At 47.1% G+C, this 16216-nt stretch carries 13 protein-coding genes; 9 read left to right on the top strand and 4 right to left on the bottom strand.

The genetic code is table 11. The features are described 5' to 3' along the window. Positions 1-52: 52 nt before the first annotated feature. From QUB51_RS17990 to QUB51_RS17960, 7 genes are all read left to right on the top strand, one after another. A complete protein-coding gene (locus QUB51_RS17990) occupies positions 53-946 on the top strand; it encodes a sugar ABC transporter permease (RefSeq protein WP_333056004.1) in 894 nt (297 codons plus the stop codon). A gap of 98 nt (positions 947-1044) precedes the next feature. Further along, positions 1045-1908: a carbohydrate ABC transporter permease gene (locus QUB51_RS17985; RefSeq protein WP_333056003.1), complete on the top strand. Its 864-nt coding sequence runs from the start codon at positions 1045-1047 to the stop codon at positions 1906-1908. Positions 1909-2054: 146 nt separating this feature from the next. Next, the gene (locus tag QUB51_RS17980) at positions 2055-3137 is read left to right on the top strand and encodes an ABC transporter ATP-binding protein (RefSeq protein WP_333262567.1); all 1083 of its coding nucleotides are present in this window, start codon (positions 2055-2057) and stop codon (positions 3135-3137) included. Positions 3138-3470: 333 nt separating this feature from the next. Continuing rightward, positions 3471-3818, top strand: a complete 348-nt coding sequence (locus QUB51_RS17975) for a hypothetical protein (RefSeq protein ID WP_333233442.1) — start codon at positions 3471-3473, stop codon at positions 3816-3818. 732 nt (positions 3819-4550) lie between these two features. Continuing rightward, complete coding sequence (locus QUB51_RS17970; protein WP_333303915.1) at positions 4551-4817, top strand: hypothetical protein; 267 nt, start codon at positions 4551-4553, stop codon at positions 4815-4817. 483 nt (positions 4818-5300) lie between these two features. Next, entirely contained in the window at positions 5301-5813 is a 513-nt protein-coding gene (locus QUB51_RS17965; RefSeq protein WP_333233439.1) for a hypothetical protein, read from the top strand. A 28-nt stretch (positions 5814-5841) separates the two neighbouring features. Then, the gene (locus tag QUB51_RS17960; RefSeq protein WP_333262603.1) at positions 5842-6630 is read left to right on the top strand and encodes a cobalt-precorrin-6A reductase; all 789 of its coding nucleotides are present in this window, start codon (positions 5842-5844) and stop codon (positions 6628-6630) included. A 322-nt stretch (positions 6631-6952) separates the two neighbouring features. Here the strand turns inward: QUB51_RS17960 and QUB51_RS17955 are convergent, their stop codons facing one another. The 4 genes from QUB51_RS17955 to hpsA form a co-directional block, all read right to left on the bottom strand. Next, positions 6953-7585, bottom strand: a complete 633-nt coding sequence (locus tag QUB51_RS17955; protein ID WP_333210597.1) for a type II secretion system protein — start codon at positions 7583-7585, stop codon at positions 6953-6955. 58 nt (positions 7586-7643) lie between these two features. Beyond that, positions 7644-8696 (bottom strand): hormogonium polysaccharide secretion pseudopilin HpsC, encoded by a 1053-nt coding sequence (gene hpsC, locus QUB51_RS17950; protein ID WP_333210595.1) that lies wholly within the window; start codon positions 8694-8696, stop codon positions 7644-7646. A 79-nt stretch (positions 8697-8775) separates the two neighbouring features. Next, positions 8776-9417 carry a hormogonium polysaccharide secretion pseudopilin HpsB gene (hpsB, locus tag QUB51_RS17945; RefSeq protein WP_333262574.1) on the bottom strand — a complete coding sequence of 214 codons (642 nt, stop codon included), beginning with the start codon at positions 9415-9417 and terminating at the stop codon, positions 8776-8778. Positions 9418-9457: 40 nt separating this feature from the next. After that, positions 9458-14476, bottom strand: coding sequence for a hormogonium polysaccharide biosynthesis protein HpsA (gene hpsA, locus QUB51_RS17940; protein ID WP_333262577.1), 5019 nt, complete (start codon positions 14474-14476; stop codon positions 9458-9460). 373 nt (positions 14477-14849) lie between these two features. Between hpsA and QUB51_RS17935 the strand changes: the two genes are divergently transcribed. Next, positions 14850-15119: a hypothetical protein gene (locus QUB51_RS17935; protein ID WP_333262580.1), complete on the top strand. Its 270-nt coding sequence runs from the start codon at positions 14850-14852 to the stop codon at positions 15117-15119. Between the two features lie 227 nt (positions 15120-15346). Beyond that, complete coding sequence (locus tag QUB51_RS17930; protein WP_333262583.1) at positions 15347-16168, top strand: sulfotransferase domain-containing protein; 822 nt, start codon at positions 15347-15349, stop codon at positions 16166-16168. Positions 16169-16216: the final 48 nt, after the last annotated feature.

Raw genomic sequence — 16216 nt, 5'->3', positions numbered from 1 at the left:
GAGTAGGGGTTGGGCTTCTGGCCCGCCAAAAAATAAATTAAAGGTGAACAAGATGCAATTAGACAAGATGCGACAGCGCGAACAAAAAACCGGATGGATATTAGTAGCACCAGCTTTGATAATTCTGATGCTAGTATTTGCTTACCCAATATTGCGGGCTTTTTGGCTGAGTTTATTCACCCAAAACCTCGGTACAGAATTAAAACTGGTTTTTTCCGGTTTTGCTAACTACAGTCGAATGTTAGGCGACGGGCGTTTCTGGCAAACTTTAGGCAACACCACTGTATTTACTGTCGCCTCTGTTGTGCTGGAATTAATTCTCGGTATGGGCATTGCCTTAGTCTTAAATCAATCCTTCCCAGGGCGCGGCATTGTTCGCACAATCTCCCTGCTACCTTGGGCGTTGCCCACTGCATTGATGGGAGTAGCTTGGGCGTGGATTTTTAATGACCAATACGGGGTAATTAACGACATTTTGAGGCGATTGGGATTGATTCAAAATAGCATTAGCTGGCTGGGAGATCCGACTTTGGCAATGATGGCAGTGATTACAGCGGATGTGTGGAAAACTACGCCCTTTGTCAGCTTGCTTTTGCTAGCGGGATTGCAATCAATTCCCGGTGATTTGTACGAAGCCCACGCGATTGACGGCGCTAGTAGCTGGCAGAGTTTCCGTCAAGTTACTGTGCCCCTGTTGATGCCGCAAATTGTGATTGCTGTGCTGTTTCGATTTGCCCAATCTTTCGGCATTTTTGACTTGATTCAGGTGATGACGGGAGGGGGGCCGGCGGGGGCAACGGAGACGGTTTCTATCTACATTTACAGCACGGTAATGAGGTATTTAGACTTTGGGTATGGGGCGGCTTTGGTGGTGTGTACTTTTTTGATGTTAGTGGCAGCAGTTGCGATCGCCACTTATCTGTTATCGAGAGCCCGCATCAATTGATTTTAGATTTTAGATTTTAGATTTTAGATTTGAGGATTGTAGATTGTAGATTTTAGATTGCTGAACGGTTTAAATTTTTCCTTTCATTGGTATAAATTATGTCGATCGCCCGCGAACAACCTAGCAAAAAAACCTTTAACATCCGGCAATTAATCTTGCCAATCTCAGCGCTCTTAATTGTCGCATATTTTCTCGCACCTATTATCTGGCAGGTACTAACTTCTTTCAAAGTAAATGCGGATATTTCGGCGATTCCCAACGTCTACATTCCCAAACGAATTACTTTCGAGCATTACCTGTCGCTGTTCCAGCGCCGCCCGTTTGCACTTTACATTTTAAATAGCGCTTTTGTTTCGATTACTTCAACATTGCTGTGTTTGGCTGTAGGCGCTCCTGCAGCTTACGCTTTAGCCCGGTTGCGGCTGTGGAGCGAGAGAATTATCCTGGCAAGTGTGACGATTGTAACGCTATTTCCGGCGGTGCTGCTATTTTTGGGACTGCTGGAAATTGTCAAAGCTTTGGATTTAGGCAATAATTATTTAGCCTTAATTATTCCTTACACTGCTATCAATTTGCCGCTGACAATTTTGGTGATGCGAAGTTTCTTTCAACAGTTGCCAAAAGATTTGGAAGATGCGGCTAAAGTTGACGGCTACAACACTTTTCAAATGCTGTGGCAAATCGTGCTACCGATGACATTTCCAGCGTTAGTCACAACGGGAATTTTGACGTTTATTTCAGCTTGGAACGAGTTTATTTTTGCACTGACATTTATGACTCGCGAATCTCTGAAAACTATTCCCGTCGCAACTGCTCAACTCAGCGGGGTGTCAGTCTTTGAGATTCCTTACGGCCCGATCGCCGCAGCTACCGTTTTGGGAACTTTGCCCTTGGTTTTGCTGGTTTTGGTGTTCCAGCGGCGCATTGTTCAGGGTTTAACAGCGGGTGCAGTCAAGGGATAAATCGATTTTAGATTTTAGATTTTAGATTTTAGATTGGAGAGTAGTCAGTAGTCAGTAGTCAAACAAGCAACAAAAGATTAATCCGTGTATCCGTGTTTATCCGTGTCGTGCTGTTCTTAGCAATTCCCAATTACCCATTAAAAATCATGGCAAAATTGCAACTCAAAAACCTCAATAAAACCTACAGCCCTAAAGTTGTTCCCGTGAAAGACATTAGTTTGGATGTCAGCGAAGGGGAATTTCTGACGTTGCTGGGGCCTTCGGGGTGTGGTAAATCTACGACGCTGCGGTTAATTGCAGGGTTGGAACAGCCGACTAGAGGCGAGATTAGAATTGGCGATCGCGATGTCACTTATCTCAGACCGGGCGATCGGGATATTGCAATGGTTTTTCAAAGTTACGCGCTGTATCCGCACATGACAGTATACGAGAATATGGCGTCGAGCCTCAAACTTCGCAAAATCTCCTCCAGCGAAATCAATCGGTTAGTGACGGAAGTTGCAACATCCCTGGGATTGACGGAATTAATCGATCGCAAACCAGGAAAACTATCAGGCGGACAGCGACAGCGAGTGGCCCTCGGCCGCGCATTAGTGCGCCAACCGGAAGTATTTTTGCTCGACGAACCTTTGAGCAATCTCGACGCATTATTACGGGAAAAAGTTAGGGCCGAACTTAAACAATTGTTTTCCTCACAAAAAGCTCCTGTAGTGTACGTAACTCACGACCAAACCGAAGCAATGACGCTTTCTACAAAAGTCGCAGTTCTCAACAGCGGCAACGTGCAGCAGCTCGATCCGCCACACTTAATTTATACTCGTCCGGCAAATCAGTTTGTAGCTGGTTTTGTGGGCAGCCCGCAAATGAATTTGCTAGTGCTTAAATGCCAGGGAAATTTTGCTAAGTTGGGGGAGTTTGGAGTTCCACTCCCAAATATGCCGACTGTGCCGCCAGAAATTGTGTTGGGAATTCGCCCGGAACACGTCGGCTTTGCAGATGTAGAGGCTGGCAAGATGTCGGGCCCAGAGGCAATTAAAGGTGAGGTTTTTTTAGTGGAAAACTTGGGGATGCAAAATTTAGTTAGCGTCCGAGTTAAAGGTGTGGAGTCTGTAACGGTGCGGGCTTTGCTGCCAAATGACCGCCACTGGAATTCCGAAATTGTAGAGCTGGTTTTTCCGCCTCAGTTGCTGCACTGGTTTGACGTGAAAACGGGCGATCGCTTGCAATAAGAATTTGCCCTGCATACCATGCTTGATTAAAAATTGTCTAACCATGTGTATAAAAATATGTTTTTTGCTTCTAACTAAGTTATGACTTTAGTTAGAGGTAGAACTATTTGGCTGCTGTTAAGGTGATATTCATGTGTGAAAAAGCTAATTGGCTGACACATAGGTTGCGTGTTTAGCAGATTTTATCGCTAACCTATAACTCTATTTAGGTGGTCGATCGCAAGTTAAAGCTAAGTTGGCTTTACCTCGCATTAGCTGCTAAATTTGGAGCGAGTCAATTAGATGAAAAAATGTTGAAAATTATCACCAATCAACTTAGGGAGTATTACTGAGATGAATTTGATTTCCACAGCCATTGCTCGCATCAGTTCCCTGCTTAAGGGTTTTCAAATTAAGAGTTTTTTGAGTGTTGTCCTAGTCGGTTTTCTGGTGCTGACAACCAATGTTAATTCGGGAAGCAGTAACAAAGGTTTTGGCGCGCAAGCCAGCTCAAAGTCTGAGCTCAACAATCCTGAAAGACCCCAAACAACACGGGAATGGAGGCAAGAAGCTCGCGAAACCTCAGACTCTCCAGGCGATCGAGTTCAGAAGATTGGGCAAGAGGCAGGAGCAGCCGTGAAAGAAATGGGGGAGATGTATCAAGACACTGCTAAGAGAAGTATCCGCGAATTAAAGGATTAGTAGCTCCCACTAAAAAAATATAACACTGAGAAACCTGATTGCTTTCGGGGCGCAGCCAAGAGTGCTCGCCCTTGCGAGTTTCTGAACACCTGAAAAGTTTGAGGTTTAAATAGGTTGAGCTAGTTAATACGGCAGACGCAATCAAGTAGGCGACCATACATAAACTAGAACAGATGCTCAAAAACCCAGTTTCTCAGGTGAAACTGGGTTTTTGAGTTGAAAGTCTTTTATGTTACAGCATATTCGCTGGTTCATAAAGTACATTAGGAATGAGAATTAAATAACTTCCACTCTTGAAAGTGGGATGGGCGTCCCGCCCATCCTTTTTGGACGGGCGGGACGCCCATCCCACAATAACAATTAAAATTGTAAGTTATTTAATTCGCGATCCTTAGCAGCTATATTGTGTGGTGTTAGTCCGTAGGGTGCGTCGCTCCTTCATATTTGATAAAGATTGCAGATTGACGGGTGTATCCGCACCTTACTCGCGTTTCTCTTCTTGTATGTACCGCATATACATGGAATATGCTGTATGTTGAGGGCGGGCTTTCCGGCCCAACCCCTACTCCCCACAAGAAGGAAAATTTATTGCCCCATGCAATTTAAATGCGTATTAGCTTAGCCTCGTTACTGGTTTAAATGCTCCACAGCTTATTGATGATATTATTTGTGGTAATCAAGGTCATATCCTCAAAGATACTTAGGGTGCGGGTGCAAGAAAAATCATAGTTTGTGGGTATCGATCGCAGACTGCAAAAAATCGCTATAAAAACCTGGCCGGGAGAAAACAAAAATATGATGAATGACGGCAACCAAAAAGCTGAAGCGCCTGAAACCGAGGATGCACAAAATTTGTCCGGCATGGCGAAAGCTTTTATTGTGAACGTGGCTTGGTCTTACGCAGAGGCATTGGAGCGAATGAAACGATCGCGAAATCCACAGGAACCGGCGCCGGAATCTCCGACAGAACAAGTCGAAGCTGATACTGAAAAAAATTAATGAAGACTAAGCTGTCCTGCATTTAAACTGCACAGTCAAAACTTGATAAAGTTGTTGTGGGGAGTAGGGGTTGGGCCAGAAAGCCCGCACAAAAAATGCAATTTAGATGTCGAACAGCTTATTAATGGGATCGATTTGCTAAACTATCTGGAGATGCGATCGATCGCAATAGTCAATTATAGCAATACTCGCATCAGTTTCAATAACTGGTTAACTTCCAAGCTCTGCCTGGGAAACGATGTAAGCGAGGCTCTGCCTCTGCCCAGACTAGGGAGGCTCTTCCTGCGGATATGCGTTACCAGGAAGAGCCTGGTAACGAGTAAAAGCCTGGTAACGAGTAAAAAGCTTTAGTTCGGGGATGACAACTGCGTTGTAGGTTTGAACCTCAACCTATATCTATCCATAAAAGGGATTTAAACTAAACAAAGTACGGTTTTACGGCTACAGTGTACAAAACAAATAACCAATTTTTAGATCTGTCTCATGTCTAATTCAAAAATGATTGGTAAAGCGATCGCAGGTAGCCTTTGCTTGGGCATCCTCATTAGCTTCAACGCCGCCCTCGGTTCAGCATCCGCAGCAACACCAACAATTGCCCAAGAAACAGCAGCCCCGGCCGCTAGCACCCTCGACCAGCAACTCCTAGGCCAATGGCAAGGCACTGTCGCCTCGGGTCAGTCTTTCACCTTCGTCTTTGCGCCAGAAGGCAAATTGTTTCTCATGGCTAAAGGCCCCGACGGAGCTGCCCGCGCCAAAGAAATGAGGTACAAAGTTAATCTCGGTGAAAAACCGATGCACATTGATGTCGGCCTCAGCAGCACAGAAACCGTTGAGACTGTTTTTGAGTTGACTCCCGAAGGTCAAATGCGGCTTCAGTTGCAAGGCACGAATCCCGGACAGGCGAGGCCTAATTCCTTAAACGAGCAGGCAACTGTGTTTAAAAAGGTCTCCGAGGCAACTGCACTGCCTCCTGACACTCAAGTCATCGGTTTTTAAGGAAAATTGCAGGCAGAAGTATAATTTGGTGAAAAAACGGTTGCTAATTTTGGGGGGGACGGGGGATGCTGCGGCACTGGCGGTGAGAGCGTCTCAAATTGCTGATATTGAGGTGATATCTTCGCTAGCAGGACGCACTCAACAGCCTTTTACCCCCAAAACGGGTACGGTGCGGATTGGGGGGTTTGGTGGGGCGGCTGGGCTGGCGGCGTTTTTGCGCGTTAGCTCGGCCCGCCCCTACGGGGACTACGCCAAGGGAGTCGATCGCCCGATCGACTTCTTAATCGATGCTACTCATCCGTTTGCGGCTCGGATTTCTGCTAATGCTGCTGTTGCGGCTGCTGAATGTAATGTGCCCTATTTGATGCTGGTGCGTCCTGCTTGGGAGAGGGTGGAGGGCGATCGCTGGATTGAAGTTGCGGGCCACTCGGAGGCTGCAAGGGCTTTATTAGGGCTGTCTCAGCGGGTGTTTCTGACGATTGGTAGGCAGGAATTGGCTGCTTTTGCTGGTTTGGATGCTATTTGGTTTTTGATGCGGGCGATCGATCCTCCGGCACTCAATTCTCCTATTCCTAATGGTAAGTTGTTATTAGCAAGGGGGCCTTTTTCTTTGGAAGATGAGCGCCAATTACTATTAGAATATCAGATTGATACTATTGTTAGTAAAAATAGCGGGGGCGGTGCTACTTATGCGAAAATTGTGGCGGCTAGGGAACTGGGAATTCCGGTGGTGATGGTGCAGCGGCCGCCGATTCCCGATGTTGAGCAGGTTGCTGATGTTGCAGGGGCGATCGCTTGGTTAGTTAAGCAGTTATGATATCAAATTCGTTAGCATCGGAATAGTAAATTCGAGTTCTCTGTTGACTGTTGACGGTTTACTGTTCACTGTCAACTGTCAACCGTCAACTTCATTTCGGTGTTACCGGAAATGATATTAGTAGGGTTTCAAACATCGGCTAGGTTAGGTCTTTGAGTAATGGTTGATTTCCTGGCTGGATGATTATTTGTTTTAGTTCTAGCTGCATTTTTTGACTGTTTTAAGAGGATTTGAAATATTAAATAATTTCAGTTAATAGATTTTAGCAATTCAGAACTTATGCGGAATTGCTGTTAGAGATTAAGATTAAATTTATTGAAAGCTAGGGCGGTGGTGGGCAATCATTTCCTTCAGCAGTTCTCATTCCTCCTATGAGAGTTTCCACCATTACGCACTGCTTAGCAGGGGTGTTAGGTAGAGAATCGGGTGGATAAATTGTCACTGTAAAACCGTCAGTTAGTTGTCGTGGGGTTCTGCTCTGTATTGATGGGCTTGTGATCCAGCCTTGGTAATTAAAAGTAATTGATTTGATTGTGGCAACTCCATTAGCTTGAGCAAAAAGTTTGACCTGTCCGGGCTTTATTTCGCCTCCTGCATCCAAATTTTGTGGAGTATTAGTATTGATCGTATATGTTGGCTTAACTGGCGGATTAGCATTAGGATCGTAATTGAATGTAACTGTGACATCGCTCTTAGTTCGCTTTGCTTCGCTTTGTGCAGTTCGCAAGGTTTGCAAAACGCGATCGTTGACAGTACGAACTCTTTGTCTGGTGATGAATCCCAGCCAGCTTGGAGCGGCGATCGAGCTAAATATACCTATGATTAACGCTATCACGAGCACTTCTAGAAGGGTGAATCCTCCATCATCTTTTCTGGATGCAGTTTTGTTGAAATTAGGGCTGGGCTTGGCAGCCGAGTTATGCAAAAGTTTTAATAATATGGGTGAGGTTTTCATGGTATTTTCCTATTTTTTATCGGCGGGTAGCGATTCGGAAATGTGTTTCAGGCATCAGTTAGTTTCCTCGCGCACCTAGACCTTGTACTTGCACGGTTGCTGTTGGGAAATATGCCGATTTATTGGCATCATAATCAGCATCGTTGGCTTGAAGGCGGCGGAGACTATTTCCTCTGATAGTCACTCTGGCTATGTTTTTAGAGGTATCTACACAAGCGTAGAAGCTGTTGGTTGAGCCGTCGGCTGTTAATAAATCTGTTGGAGTTAATGCTGGTGCTGGTGCTGGTGGGTCTGTGACACCAAGAGTAGTTTTACAGTCGGGTAGAGGTGGAACGTTAACTGTACTGTTGTCGATGTAGTTCACCAGAATTTCCGGCTTTGTTGCTGTCGATAGGGGATTTCCCAGTTCCCCAACCTCTGTCACATTTTGTGTTGGCTTGCTGGGGTCGAACTTTTCGTTAAAAGCTGGATCTTTTCTTTGACCAGTTGTTGTCTCAGCGTCAGGGTAGTAAGCCAAAGTTGACGGGTTTTTTATTCCATCTCTAATTTCATAGCGGGCAATGCGGGTAGGACAAGTGTTTCCTAAAGGTTGACACCAAGTAACGTCGTTGTCCTTAAACTGGTAGTACGCAACTAATGAAAGTACGTAGGTATCGTTGCATTCATTAGGCCTAGTATCGCAGGTGTTTGGTCTTGCCGCCACAGTCGGGTTAATAGGAACAGAATTTTTAATCTGTTGTCGCTTCCAAAATACGAGGATCGGAATTCTATTAGGATTTCCATTGTCTGGAAGTTTATTTCTGATAGCAGGATTAGCCGCAGTTCCTACATTAATATCCTTATTATCGTAAATATAAATAGCTTGACTCAAATCTTGGGCGATGAAATCAACGGCTGCCTGAAGGTCTTGCTCGGTATTTGACTTGACTTGTTCCCTCCTGTCGGTATTGAGCATATCGACTACAAAACCGAGCATCGGCGTAATGATTAAAAACGCCATAATTGCTCCGACTAATAGCTCGACGAGAGTCATGCCCTTTTCTGTTTGAGCTGGCCCTGAGCGGTTTCGCTGGTACTGAGTTTTTAGAAGCAACCTGAGTAAACTTTTCATTTTGACTTCTTCCTTAGTCGAGTGGTTGAGAGAGATTTTAATCTAATAACACTCACTGTAATTATGGGTGTACAGTAGTTCATGGTTGATCGAGGCGATCAAAGATTGACTTATAGGAAGGATTTCCGGTAGCGGGAATCTCTGTAGACATTTCTACTACTGGCCTTGTCCGATCGCCCAAACCAGAACCCACAACAGATTGCTTCACAGTCTTTGGGGTCGGATTCAAAGTTACACCCGGAGCAAAGGAATCAGCCCTATAAACTCGGACTAAAAGCTGATAGCCTTTTAATGTGGGATCGTTATTAGTTATAGATGGATCGGGATTTAGCCAAGCGCCCTGAACGTAAAAGTCTTTGGTGCTACTGGGGGAACAACCTCCTCCATCCATGTCAACGCAGTATAAATCGGCGTTATTTCCCGGAACTGGTGCGTTAGCCAAATCTTCCTGATTTGTCGTTGTGTATCTAGCAGGAAACCCTTTTATTGTGCCACCAAACTTAATTGACTCCGATCGCAAACCGTCAATGTAAGCTTTCGCCGCTTGCGTTGCCAGTTCTGTCCGCCGCGCTTGGACGCGAGTTGCTACTGAGAAGGCCATCACGGGGGCGATCGCAATCATCAGCACCGAAACTACAATCATCGCTACCAATGACTCGATAATCGTGTAGCCACCATCTCGCGGCTGGGATAAATTTTGGTGTTGTTTTTGCTTAGTCATAAATAGGACTCCAGTAATTGCGCGGCGGATAGTTAGAGGGTTAGAGGCAGTCGGCAGTTGGGATGGTTTCGGTGGCTTTCTTGGTGGTATCTGCTTCTAGAACTCCGCACATCAAAGTTTTTACCCAGTCGTCATTGCGAGGTACTTCCCGGAAATACTCAGCCGGGGTGGGTGTTGAGGGAGGAGTTGTGAACTTTCGGGTAAACAAGTCGGGCGGTTGAGATAGCAGACCCACGTCAAAACCCCAATCCCGAAGGGGCGGGATGAAGAAGGGAAGCCGACCTACCACATTGCCACCAACGTTGATGCTGGCGTTACTGGTTCTGTAAAAAGGCAATGGAGTACCGCCACTGTAAGTGATGCTTGGTGGAGGTGGGCTCGGTGGGTTTGGCGATGACTCGAAAAGACTCCGCAATTTAGTTTGAGCAGTCTGCTGCGGAGCTGCCGGATTCAGAATCGGGATATAGGGCGCGGTGCTGTAGGCACTCCGGTTGAACTGGATAAAGGAACCCTGGATTACTGATCCAACGTTTCCATCCCAGCTTTCCAAGAATCTGGTCAAATTTTGCACACCGCCGTTAGAGTCACCGACGCCACTACCAAGCGTTCGGGAAGGAGTATCATTCGAGCCTACGACCATATTAGATGTTGTCTTTACAGCCTTGGGTATCCAACCAGTGGCGGCCACGATATTTGAACCTGATGGTAAGTTGGTCGGTGGAGTAGTCGGCGCGGCCGTCACAGTTTGGATCTGCAAAACCGGCATTAGTAGCGGCTGCGAGCTTTCAGTTACGTTTGCTGGTGGTGTTGATACTAATTTTGGTAAATCTGCACCGCTCCCGTCCTTCAGAGCCTTGTTAAACACAAAGGGAAATTTTTCTGAACCGTAAGTCACCGCATTAGCGCCTGATGTAGCAGTCGTGGCAAACCACAGAGAATTAGGTGTTAGATTTGTGCCAGGCCCAGCAGGAGCAACTGTGGTGCCACTAATCCCTAATGGCACAGGATCATTAGCATTTGTTGGTAGATCCAGTTGGTCACTTGAACGAGAAACTCCCCCTCTCTGAAAGGCAACACGGCGGGGGAAGCGTTGCAGTTCTGGTGCTGGCGGGATAGCGGTTGTTCCGGCTCCGGCGGTATATTGTGCAGCGGTGATGCTAGCACTTGCCTTCAAAGAACCCACCGGATTTACAAACCAGTCGCTATCCGTACACGCAGAAACGGGGATTTTGTTACAAACTTCCATTAAATACTCGGGGAAAGTCCCGCGCCGCTGCACTGGAGTGACGAAGTTGTTGAAGTAAGAACTGTTAATAGGATTGCTGTTGTTTGCGTAATTTGCATCCGTAAGTGTTGTGCCTCCTGTGTTGACTAATTTGCCGCTCGTAGCTGTGAATGCCCCGCTGGAAAGTCCGTTTGTGACAAAGTTGTTGCTGTAAAATCCTTGCTGTTTGCGAGGCATTACAGCAGCAGCACCGGCATTATTTCTGAGGTCAAAATCTCCCTCGTTGCGGAAGCCAAAACGGTAATTTTGTGAAAGCAGAGTGACTGCATCTGATAGTACGTTTGCGGGACGCCAAGTATCGCCTGTTGTACAATTACCTGCTAACCGGGGGTCATTTGGGCGACAGGCAAAGTTCTGATTAAGGTTTGTACGATCGTAAAAGCTACCCCAATCACCGGCCGGATCAAACTCTTGGTGGGAGTGAAGGTTAAAATCACCTTGGATATAAACCGGCAAATTAGATGCCAAAGTCAGCCCCTTTTCTAGGACTACATCCGCCACAGTAGGATTGGTGGGGCTGGGAACTCTACCTAACTCCCGACCATTAACAAGTAAAATTCCGTTGGGCTTGCGAGTAGGATCTAGTAGGGAATCTGTGGGGCTGACTGTTTCGCTCCTACTTTTATCTATGCCGCCTGCGGTAAGAGCTGGGCGAAAACTCAGATCGGGCAGCGCATCGTCGCGAGTGGCATAAATAATCCCGCTATTTGGCAGTAAAGGCTCGCCCCCTACAGATGGAGTTTTTCGCCGCAGTACATTGATGTCTATCCGAGTGGCGCGAATTTCTAGGGGTTCCCGTTCTTCTAAAGGCAGATTGTAGTTCCCTGTTAATTTTGCTGCTTGGGCAACTGTGGTGGGGCTGCTCAGCGTAAAGGCTTCGTTAACGTTGGTTGTCCAGTCATCGCGGTCGATCGCCTTGATTTCTCGACCGTTCAAAAATGCTACTTCTTTAATTGCCCCGTGAGGAATCTTAGGGTTAGGATCGGGAACGATAGTACCATCAAGAATGCTCAGAGCGCAAAGAGTAGAGTCAATAGCAGCTTTTTGTGCCAAAGTGCGATCGTCCTTCGCTACCTGAAGAGCCTCTCTCAACGGCCCGTTGGCAAACCGACCGTCAGGGAAGACTAAATTAGCTTGCGCGTCCAACTTCGCATCTCCGCTACCGCTCAACAACCCATTAGCAGCGACTGTGGCAGTTCCGCTTGGTCTGGCTCCCACTCCTGGGGAGGTGTAGGTGATGCCGTTATTAGAACCAATTTCACCGCCGCGAACCCCTAGTTCTCCAAAAGGATCTCCTACAGGCTGACCGCTGACATCTGTTCCTGGTGGAAGTGTACTTAAATTTCTTGCTGTCGAAGCCGTGCTGGGGTCGTAATAGCTGCTGACGCAGGCTAGCGGTTTGTCATTCAACTCTCCCTTCGCCGAAAAGTTATCTGCATAGTGATAAACTACTGTGGCCCGCATCCGCAAATCGCCCTTGGCATATTGGGGAGTGCTGGGGTCGATCGACGTGTTATCTATGGCGACTGGCAGCGATGGCGGTAGCCCTCCGGGGGGATAAGGAGGGGGAGGGGTTGTTGGCGTGGAACCTGGAAAGTCAACCCATTTTGGAAGAGGAGCCAGAGGACGATTATTGTAAACTTTCGCCCCAGGGCCCAAGGGTGACATCGGCATCGAGTCCGGCCAAACCACGGGGAACTCCTCCACACCTGGAGTAGCTGGGTCGTCGTAACTAGCAGTGTCCCCAGTTAAGGTTGCGCCATCTGTAGGATTTATCCAACTGGGTGGTGGCAGGAAAGAATTTCTGCGCTCGTAAACCCCTGCACCAGTAATGACGCGCAAGCCGCCATTGCCGTCTAATGGATTTTCCGGGAATCTCGCCGCTTCTTTTTCCCAGAAACCGTCGCGATCGATCGCTCCCACATCAGCGAGCTTCGTCACCTGTGGCGATCGTTCGCGCGTAGTGCCACTGTCTGTCGGATTCCACTTCGCTGCTACTGTTTCCGGCGTGTTGATAAATTTTGCACCGTCCCATCTCAGGGCTGGCAAGTTGTTGCCAGCCACAACGCGATCGCCCAGAAATTCTTCTTCAGTAGGAGGTTCTGGTATGGGGTTGGTTGCGTATAGCTTATCCGGCTTTAGGTTGATTTTGGTGTCGGCAGAGTTTGGAAGGCTCCATTTGTCTACAGGTCTTAGGGTGTCTTGGGTGCCTAGAATGGGTGGGGTTCCGGCCGGTGTTGCCCATGAAAGACCGTACCCTGCCGTTGCGTCTCCTCCAACCAGAGGCACTTCCGCAAAAGGAACCTTCCGGGTGAACTGTTTAAAATATTCTGTCAGCGCTTGTTTGCGATCTTGGGTGTCAGGCCGCTGCTGCACTAACAAAGGATCGTTAGTCTCGGGGTTGCTGCCGTTTTGTCCCATCTGCGCTTCTACTAGCAAATCTAGGCGCTTTGTATAGGCTTCGTTGTTGTAAAGAACGTCTAAGGTTGGATTGCTAGCTGATTCCTCGCTGGTCTTAATTTCTAGTTTTTTACCCAGCATGAATGCGGTTCTTCCGCTCCCAGGCAGGCTAGCTTTTTTGTAAAGGTGTACGTCCACTGCATTTTTGGTCGCGTTGTCAGTTGACACGCCATTTACTACATTGCCTGCCACAACAATTTTGCTGTTTTCTTGCTCGTAGAAACAAGACTCTGGGCTGCTGACCTGATACAGTTTGATGCTGTTAGCGCTACCCGCCCCTGATACCAGCAAATTACTATTTGTAAATAGCCGCCCGTTTAGATTCAGCGGAGGCCCTGGCGATATTTCTAAATCGTCTTCATAAACCACCGCGTTGTTGGCGATAGGAATGCGGATTTGGTCTTGCTGATATTCCAAGGCTGAAATGCTAGAAGCGCCTGTGAATTTTTGATAATTACTACCCAATGCGGTCGCTTCGGTATCTGTTATGGGTACGTTAACTGTATAAACAAAAAAACTTTTTTTAAGTTTGCCATCTAGCCTGTACCAGCCTGAGTCGCCCGCTAAACTAGCAGCAGTACCTCCACCCTGCAAGCACTTAGGATTAAGTCCTGCCACCGACATCGGCGGCGTTCTTGCTTCCAGCGGTTTTCTTTGTCTTAAGAACTCGCCCACAGTAGGGCTAAGCTTATCGTCGTCTCTTGGGGGGGTGCGAAAAAATATGCCGTAGAGCGTAAAAGTGTCAAATTTGCCGTCGTTGTTCGTATCTACGGGATATCTCCAAGCAGTGTTTATAGATTCATTGCTTTCGAGATTAAAATTAGGATCGTTAACGCCAAGATCGGGACTTATGCCGCCGGTACCGTCTAGGTTATACTGAAGTTTAAGGCGTTCTTCGTCCCCAAAGGTATAATAATCGGTTCCACCAATGGGGTTTGCTGTCAGGTACAAATCTTCATCGGAAGGAGTACCCCTACCCGCAGTTTGATCCAGCATATATTGAATTTTTGCTTTTGCCCGATCGAGCGCCGGAGTCGCCGCCGCCAGTACCTGCTGGTTCACGCGCACGTTACGCGCCGTATTCGCCCGATCGAACGATCGCAGGGTAATCGCCACAGTCAACAAAATCACTACCAGCAACACCATCGTCACCGTCGGCAGCACAAACCCCGCCACCGGCAGTCTCGCCCTCCGGCCCATAGCCATCAGGGTTTGCAGCATTGCTCTCATCAGCCGCTTCGCCCCGGATCTGGTAACACCAGCAATCCGCCGCAGCAGGGATACGATAACTTTGGATAATTTGCTCTTAAACATTGACGCCTTCCTGAATAATTTCAGAGATGGTATTGCTGGTAGTTACTGCTCGACAGTACAATCCCATCTTTATTGTTCCCATTTTCCACAACCTGCATATCAGCCTCTTGCACAAATTTAAATTTGTACCTTGGCTGAAAAATAAAACCCACAAACCCACAACCAAAATCGCCGCCGATAATATATTTCCGCGAAAGATTTGCCCCGCAGGGATTAGATATTCCTAACTCCACTCTAATCTAGTTAAATTGAAATGTCAGGGGTCAATCGATTTTAGATTTTAGATTTTAGATTTTAGATTGACTTGCGCGAGATAAATGCTCTTTCTTGAGGATTTTGGATTTTAGATTTTCGATTGACTTGCGCGAGATAAATGCGGGGGCTTGATACCACCTTTGAAATTCGTAGTCAGACTCAGAGTGAATGCGATCGCCCAAAAACAGCGATCGCGATCGTATCCCATGTATTTCCCAGCCCTTGTCTGGCCGGCTTTGTTGTTGTGTTCGCCTTGCTAGCGCTTTTCAACCACCGGAATCTACAATCACGATCGGCCCATCGAATCGTTATGCCTGTCAGCGCGATCGAATCTAAATTGGGCGATCGAATTGCCCTAATGCCCCCAAGTGCGATCGAATTGCCCTAATGCCCCCAAGTGCGATCGAATTGCCCTAATGCCCCCAAGTGCGATCGAATTTTCGTCTTGCGCCCCAGCCCGCCGGGGGTTAAAAACCCCCGTCTCATAGCTAAAGTCCTCTTGCATAGGACTAATCAAATATTAAGATATTAGATATATAAATACATCTTCAGTCCTTTTCAAAGGACTTGCGCTATGAGACGGGGGTTTTAACCCCCGGCGGACAATCGGTACAAATGCCAAATCCGAAACACTGTCAGTACAAGCGCCAAATAAACCTACCATCCCCACCCATGAAACAACCCCCCAAACCCCCCGACTTCATCATCATCGGCGCCCAAAAAGGCGGCACAACATCCCTGTACAACTACCTAATCCAACATCCCCAAATCCTCCCCGCCGCCCAAAAAGAAATCCATTACTTCGACTTCAACTTCGACAAAAGCCCCGACTGGTACTACGCCCAATTTCCCCAGCCCCAAACAAGCGAAAATCTACTAACCGGAGAAGCCAGCCCCTACTATATCTGTCACCCCCAAGTTCCCCAGCGAATTTATGATTTATGTCCCAAAGTTAAAATAATCGCCCTGCTGAGAAACCCAGTAGAACGCGCAATCTCCCACTATTATTACTATATCAAAATAGGCTACGAATCCCTATCATTAGAAAGTGCGATCGCCGCCGAACCCGAAAGACTCAAAGGCGAAATAGAAAAACTCCAAACCGATCCAAACTACTACAGTTACGAACACCAACACCACAGTTATCTAACCCGCGGCATTTACGCCGATCAACTCCCAGCCTGGATAAAACTTTTTCCCAAATCACAACTTTTAATCCTCAAAAGCGAAGACTTATATACCAATCCCTTCGGCACATACAACAGCGTCTTAGAATTTCTAGAATTGCCGCCCCACCAACTACAAACCTACGAAAAATACAACGCCACCCAATATCCCCCCATCAGCGACACAATATACGACCAATTGAGAGCATATTTTCGATCGCACAACCAAAGACTAGCCCAACTGTGCGATCGAGACTTCGGCTGGGACTAATCATTTCGGGAATTGTAGGGGCGGGTTCACCCACAATAATCGTCAATA

It is taken from the genome of Microcoleus sp. AT8-A3, assembly GCF_036705675.1.
In the GTDB taxonomy this organism is placed as follows: Bacteria; Cyanobacteriota; Cyanobacteriia; order Cyanobacteriales; family Microcoleaceae; genus Microcoleus.
This window is presented reverse-complemented; position numbering and strand designations above follow the sequence as displayed.

Excerpts from the sequence above, each read along its gene's own strand:
- QUB51_RS17990 (WP_333056004.1), top strand. The coding sequence starts at position 53 with ATGCAATTAGACAAGATGCGACAGCGCGAACAAAAAACCGGATGGATA.
- QUB51_RS17985 (WP_333056003.1), top strand. The coding sequence starts at position 1,045 with ATGTCGATCGCCCGCGAACAACCTAGCAAAAAAACCTTTAACATCCGG.
- QUB51_RS17980 (WP_333262567.1), top strand. The coding sequence starts at position 2,055 with ATGGCAAAATTGCAACTCAAAAACCTCAATAAAACCTACAGCCCTAAA.
- QUB51_RS17975 (WP_333233442.1), top strand. The coding sequence starts at position 3,471 with ATGAATTTGATTTCCACAGCCATTGCTCGCATCAGTTCCCTGCTTAAG.
- QUB51_RS17965 (WP_333233439.1), top strand. The coding sequence starts at position 5,301 with ATGTCTAATTCAAAAATGATTGGTAAAGCGATCGCAGGTAGCCTTTGC.
- QUB51_RS17955 (WP_333210597.1), bottom strand. The coding sequence starts at position 7,585 with ATGAAAACCTCACCCATATTATTAAAACTTTTGCATAACTCGGCTGCC.
- hpsC (WP_333210595.1), bottom strand. The coding sequence starts at position 8,696 with ATGAAAAGTTTACTCAGGTTGCTTCTAAAAACTCAGTACCAGCGAAAC.
- hpsB (WP_333262574.1), bottom strand. The coding sequence starts at position 9,417 with ATGACTAAGCAAAAACAACACCAAAATTTATCCCAGCCGCGAGATGGT.
- hpsA (WP_333262577.1), bottom strand. The coding sequence starts at position 14,476 with ATGTTTAAGAGCAAATTATCCAAAGTTATCGTATCCCTGCTGCGGCGG.
- QUB51_RS17935 (WP_333262580.1), top strand. The coding sequence starts at position 14,850 with ATGCGGGGGCTTGATACCACCTTTGAAATTCGTAGTCAGACTCAGAGT.
- QUB51_RS17930 (WP_333262583.1), top strand. The coding sequence starts at position 15,347 with ATGCCAAATCCGAAACACTGTCAGTACAAGCGCCAAATAAACCTACCA.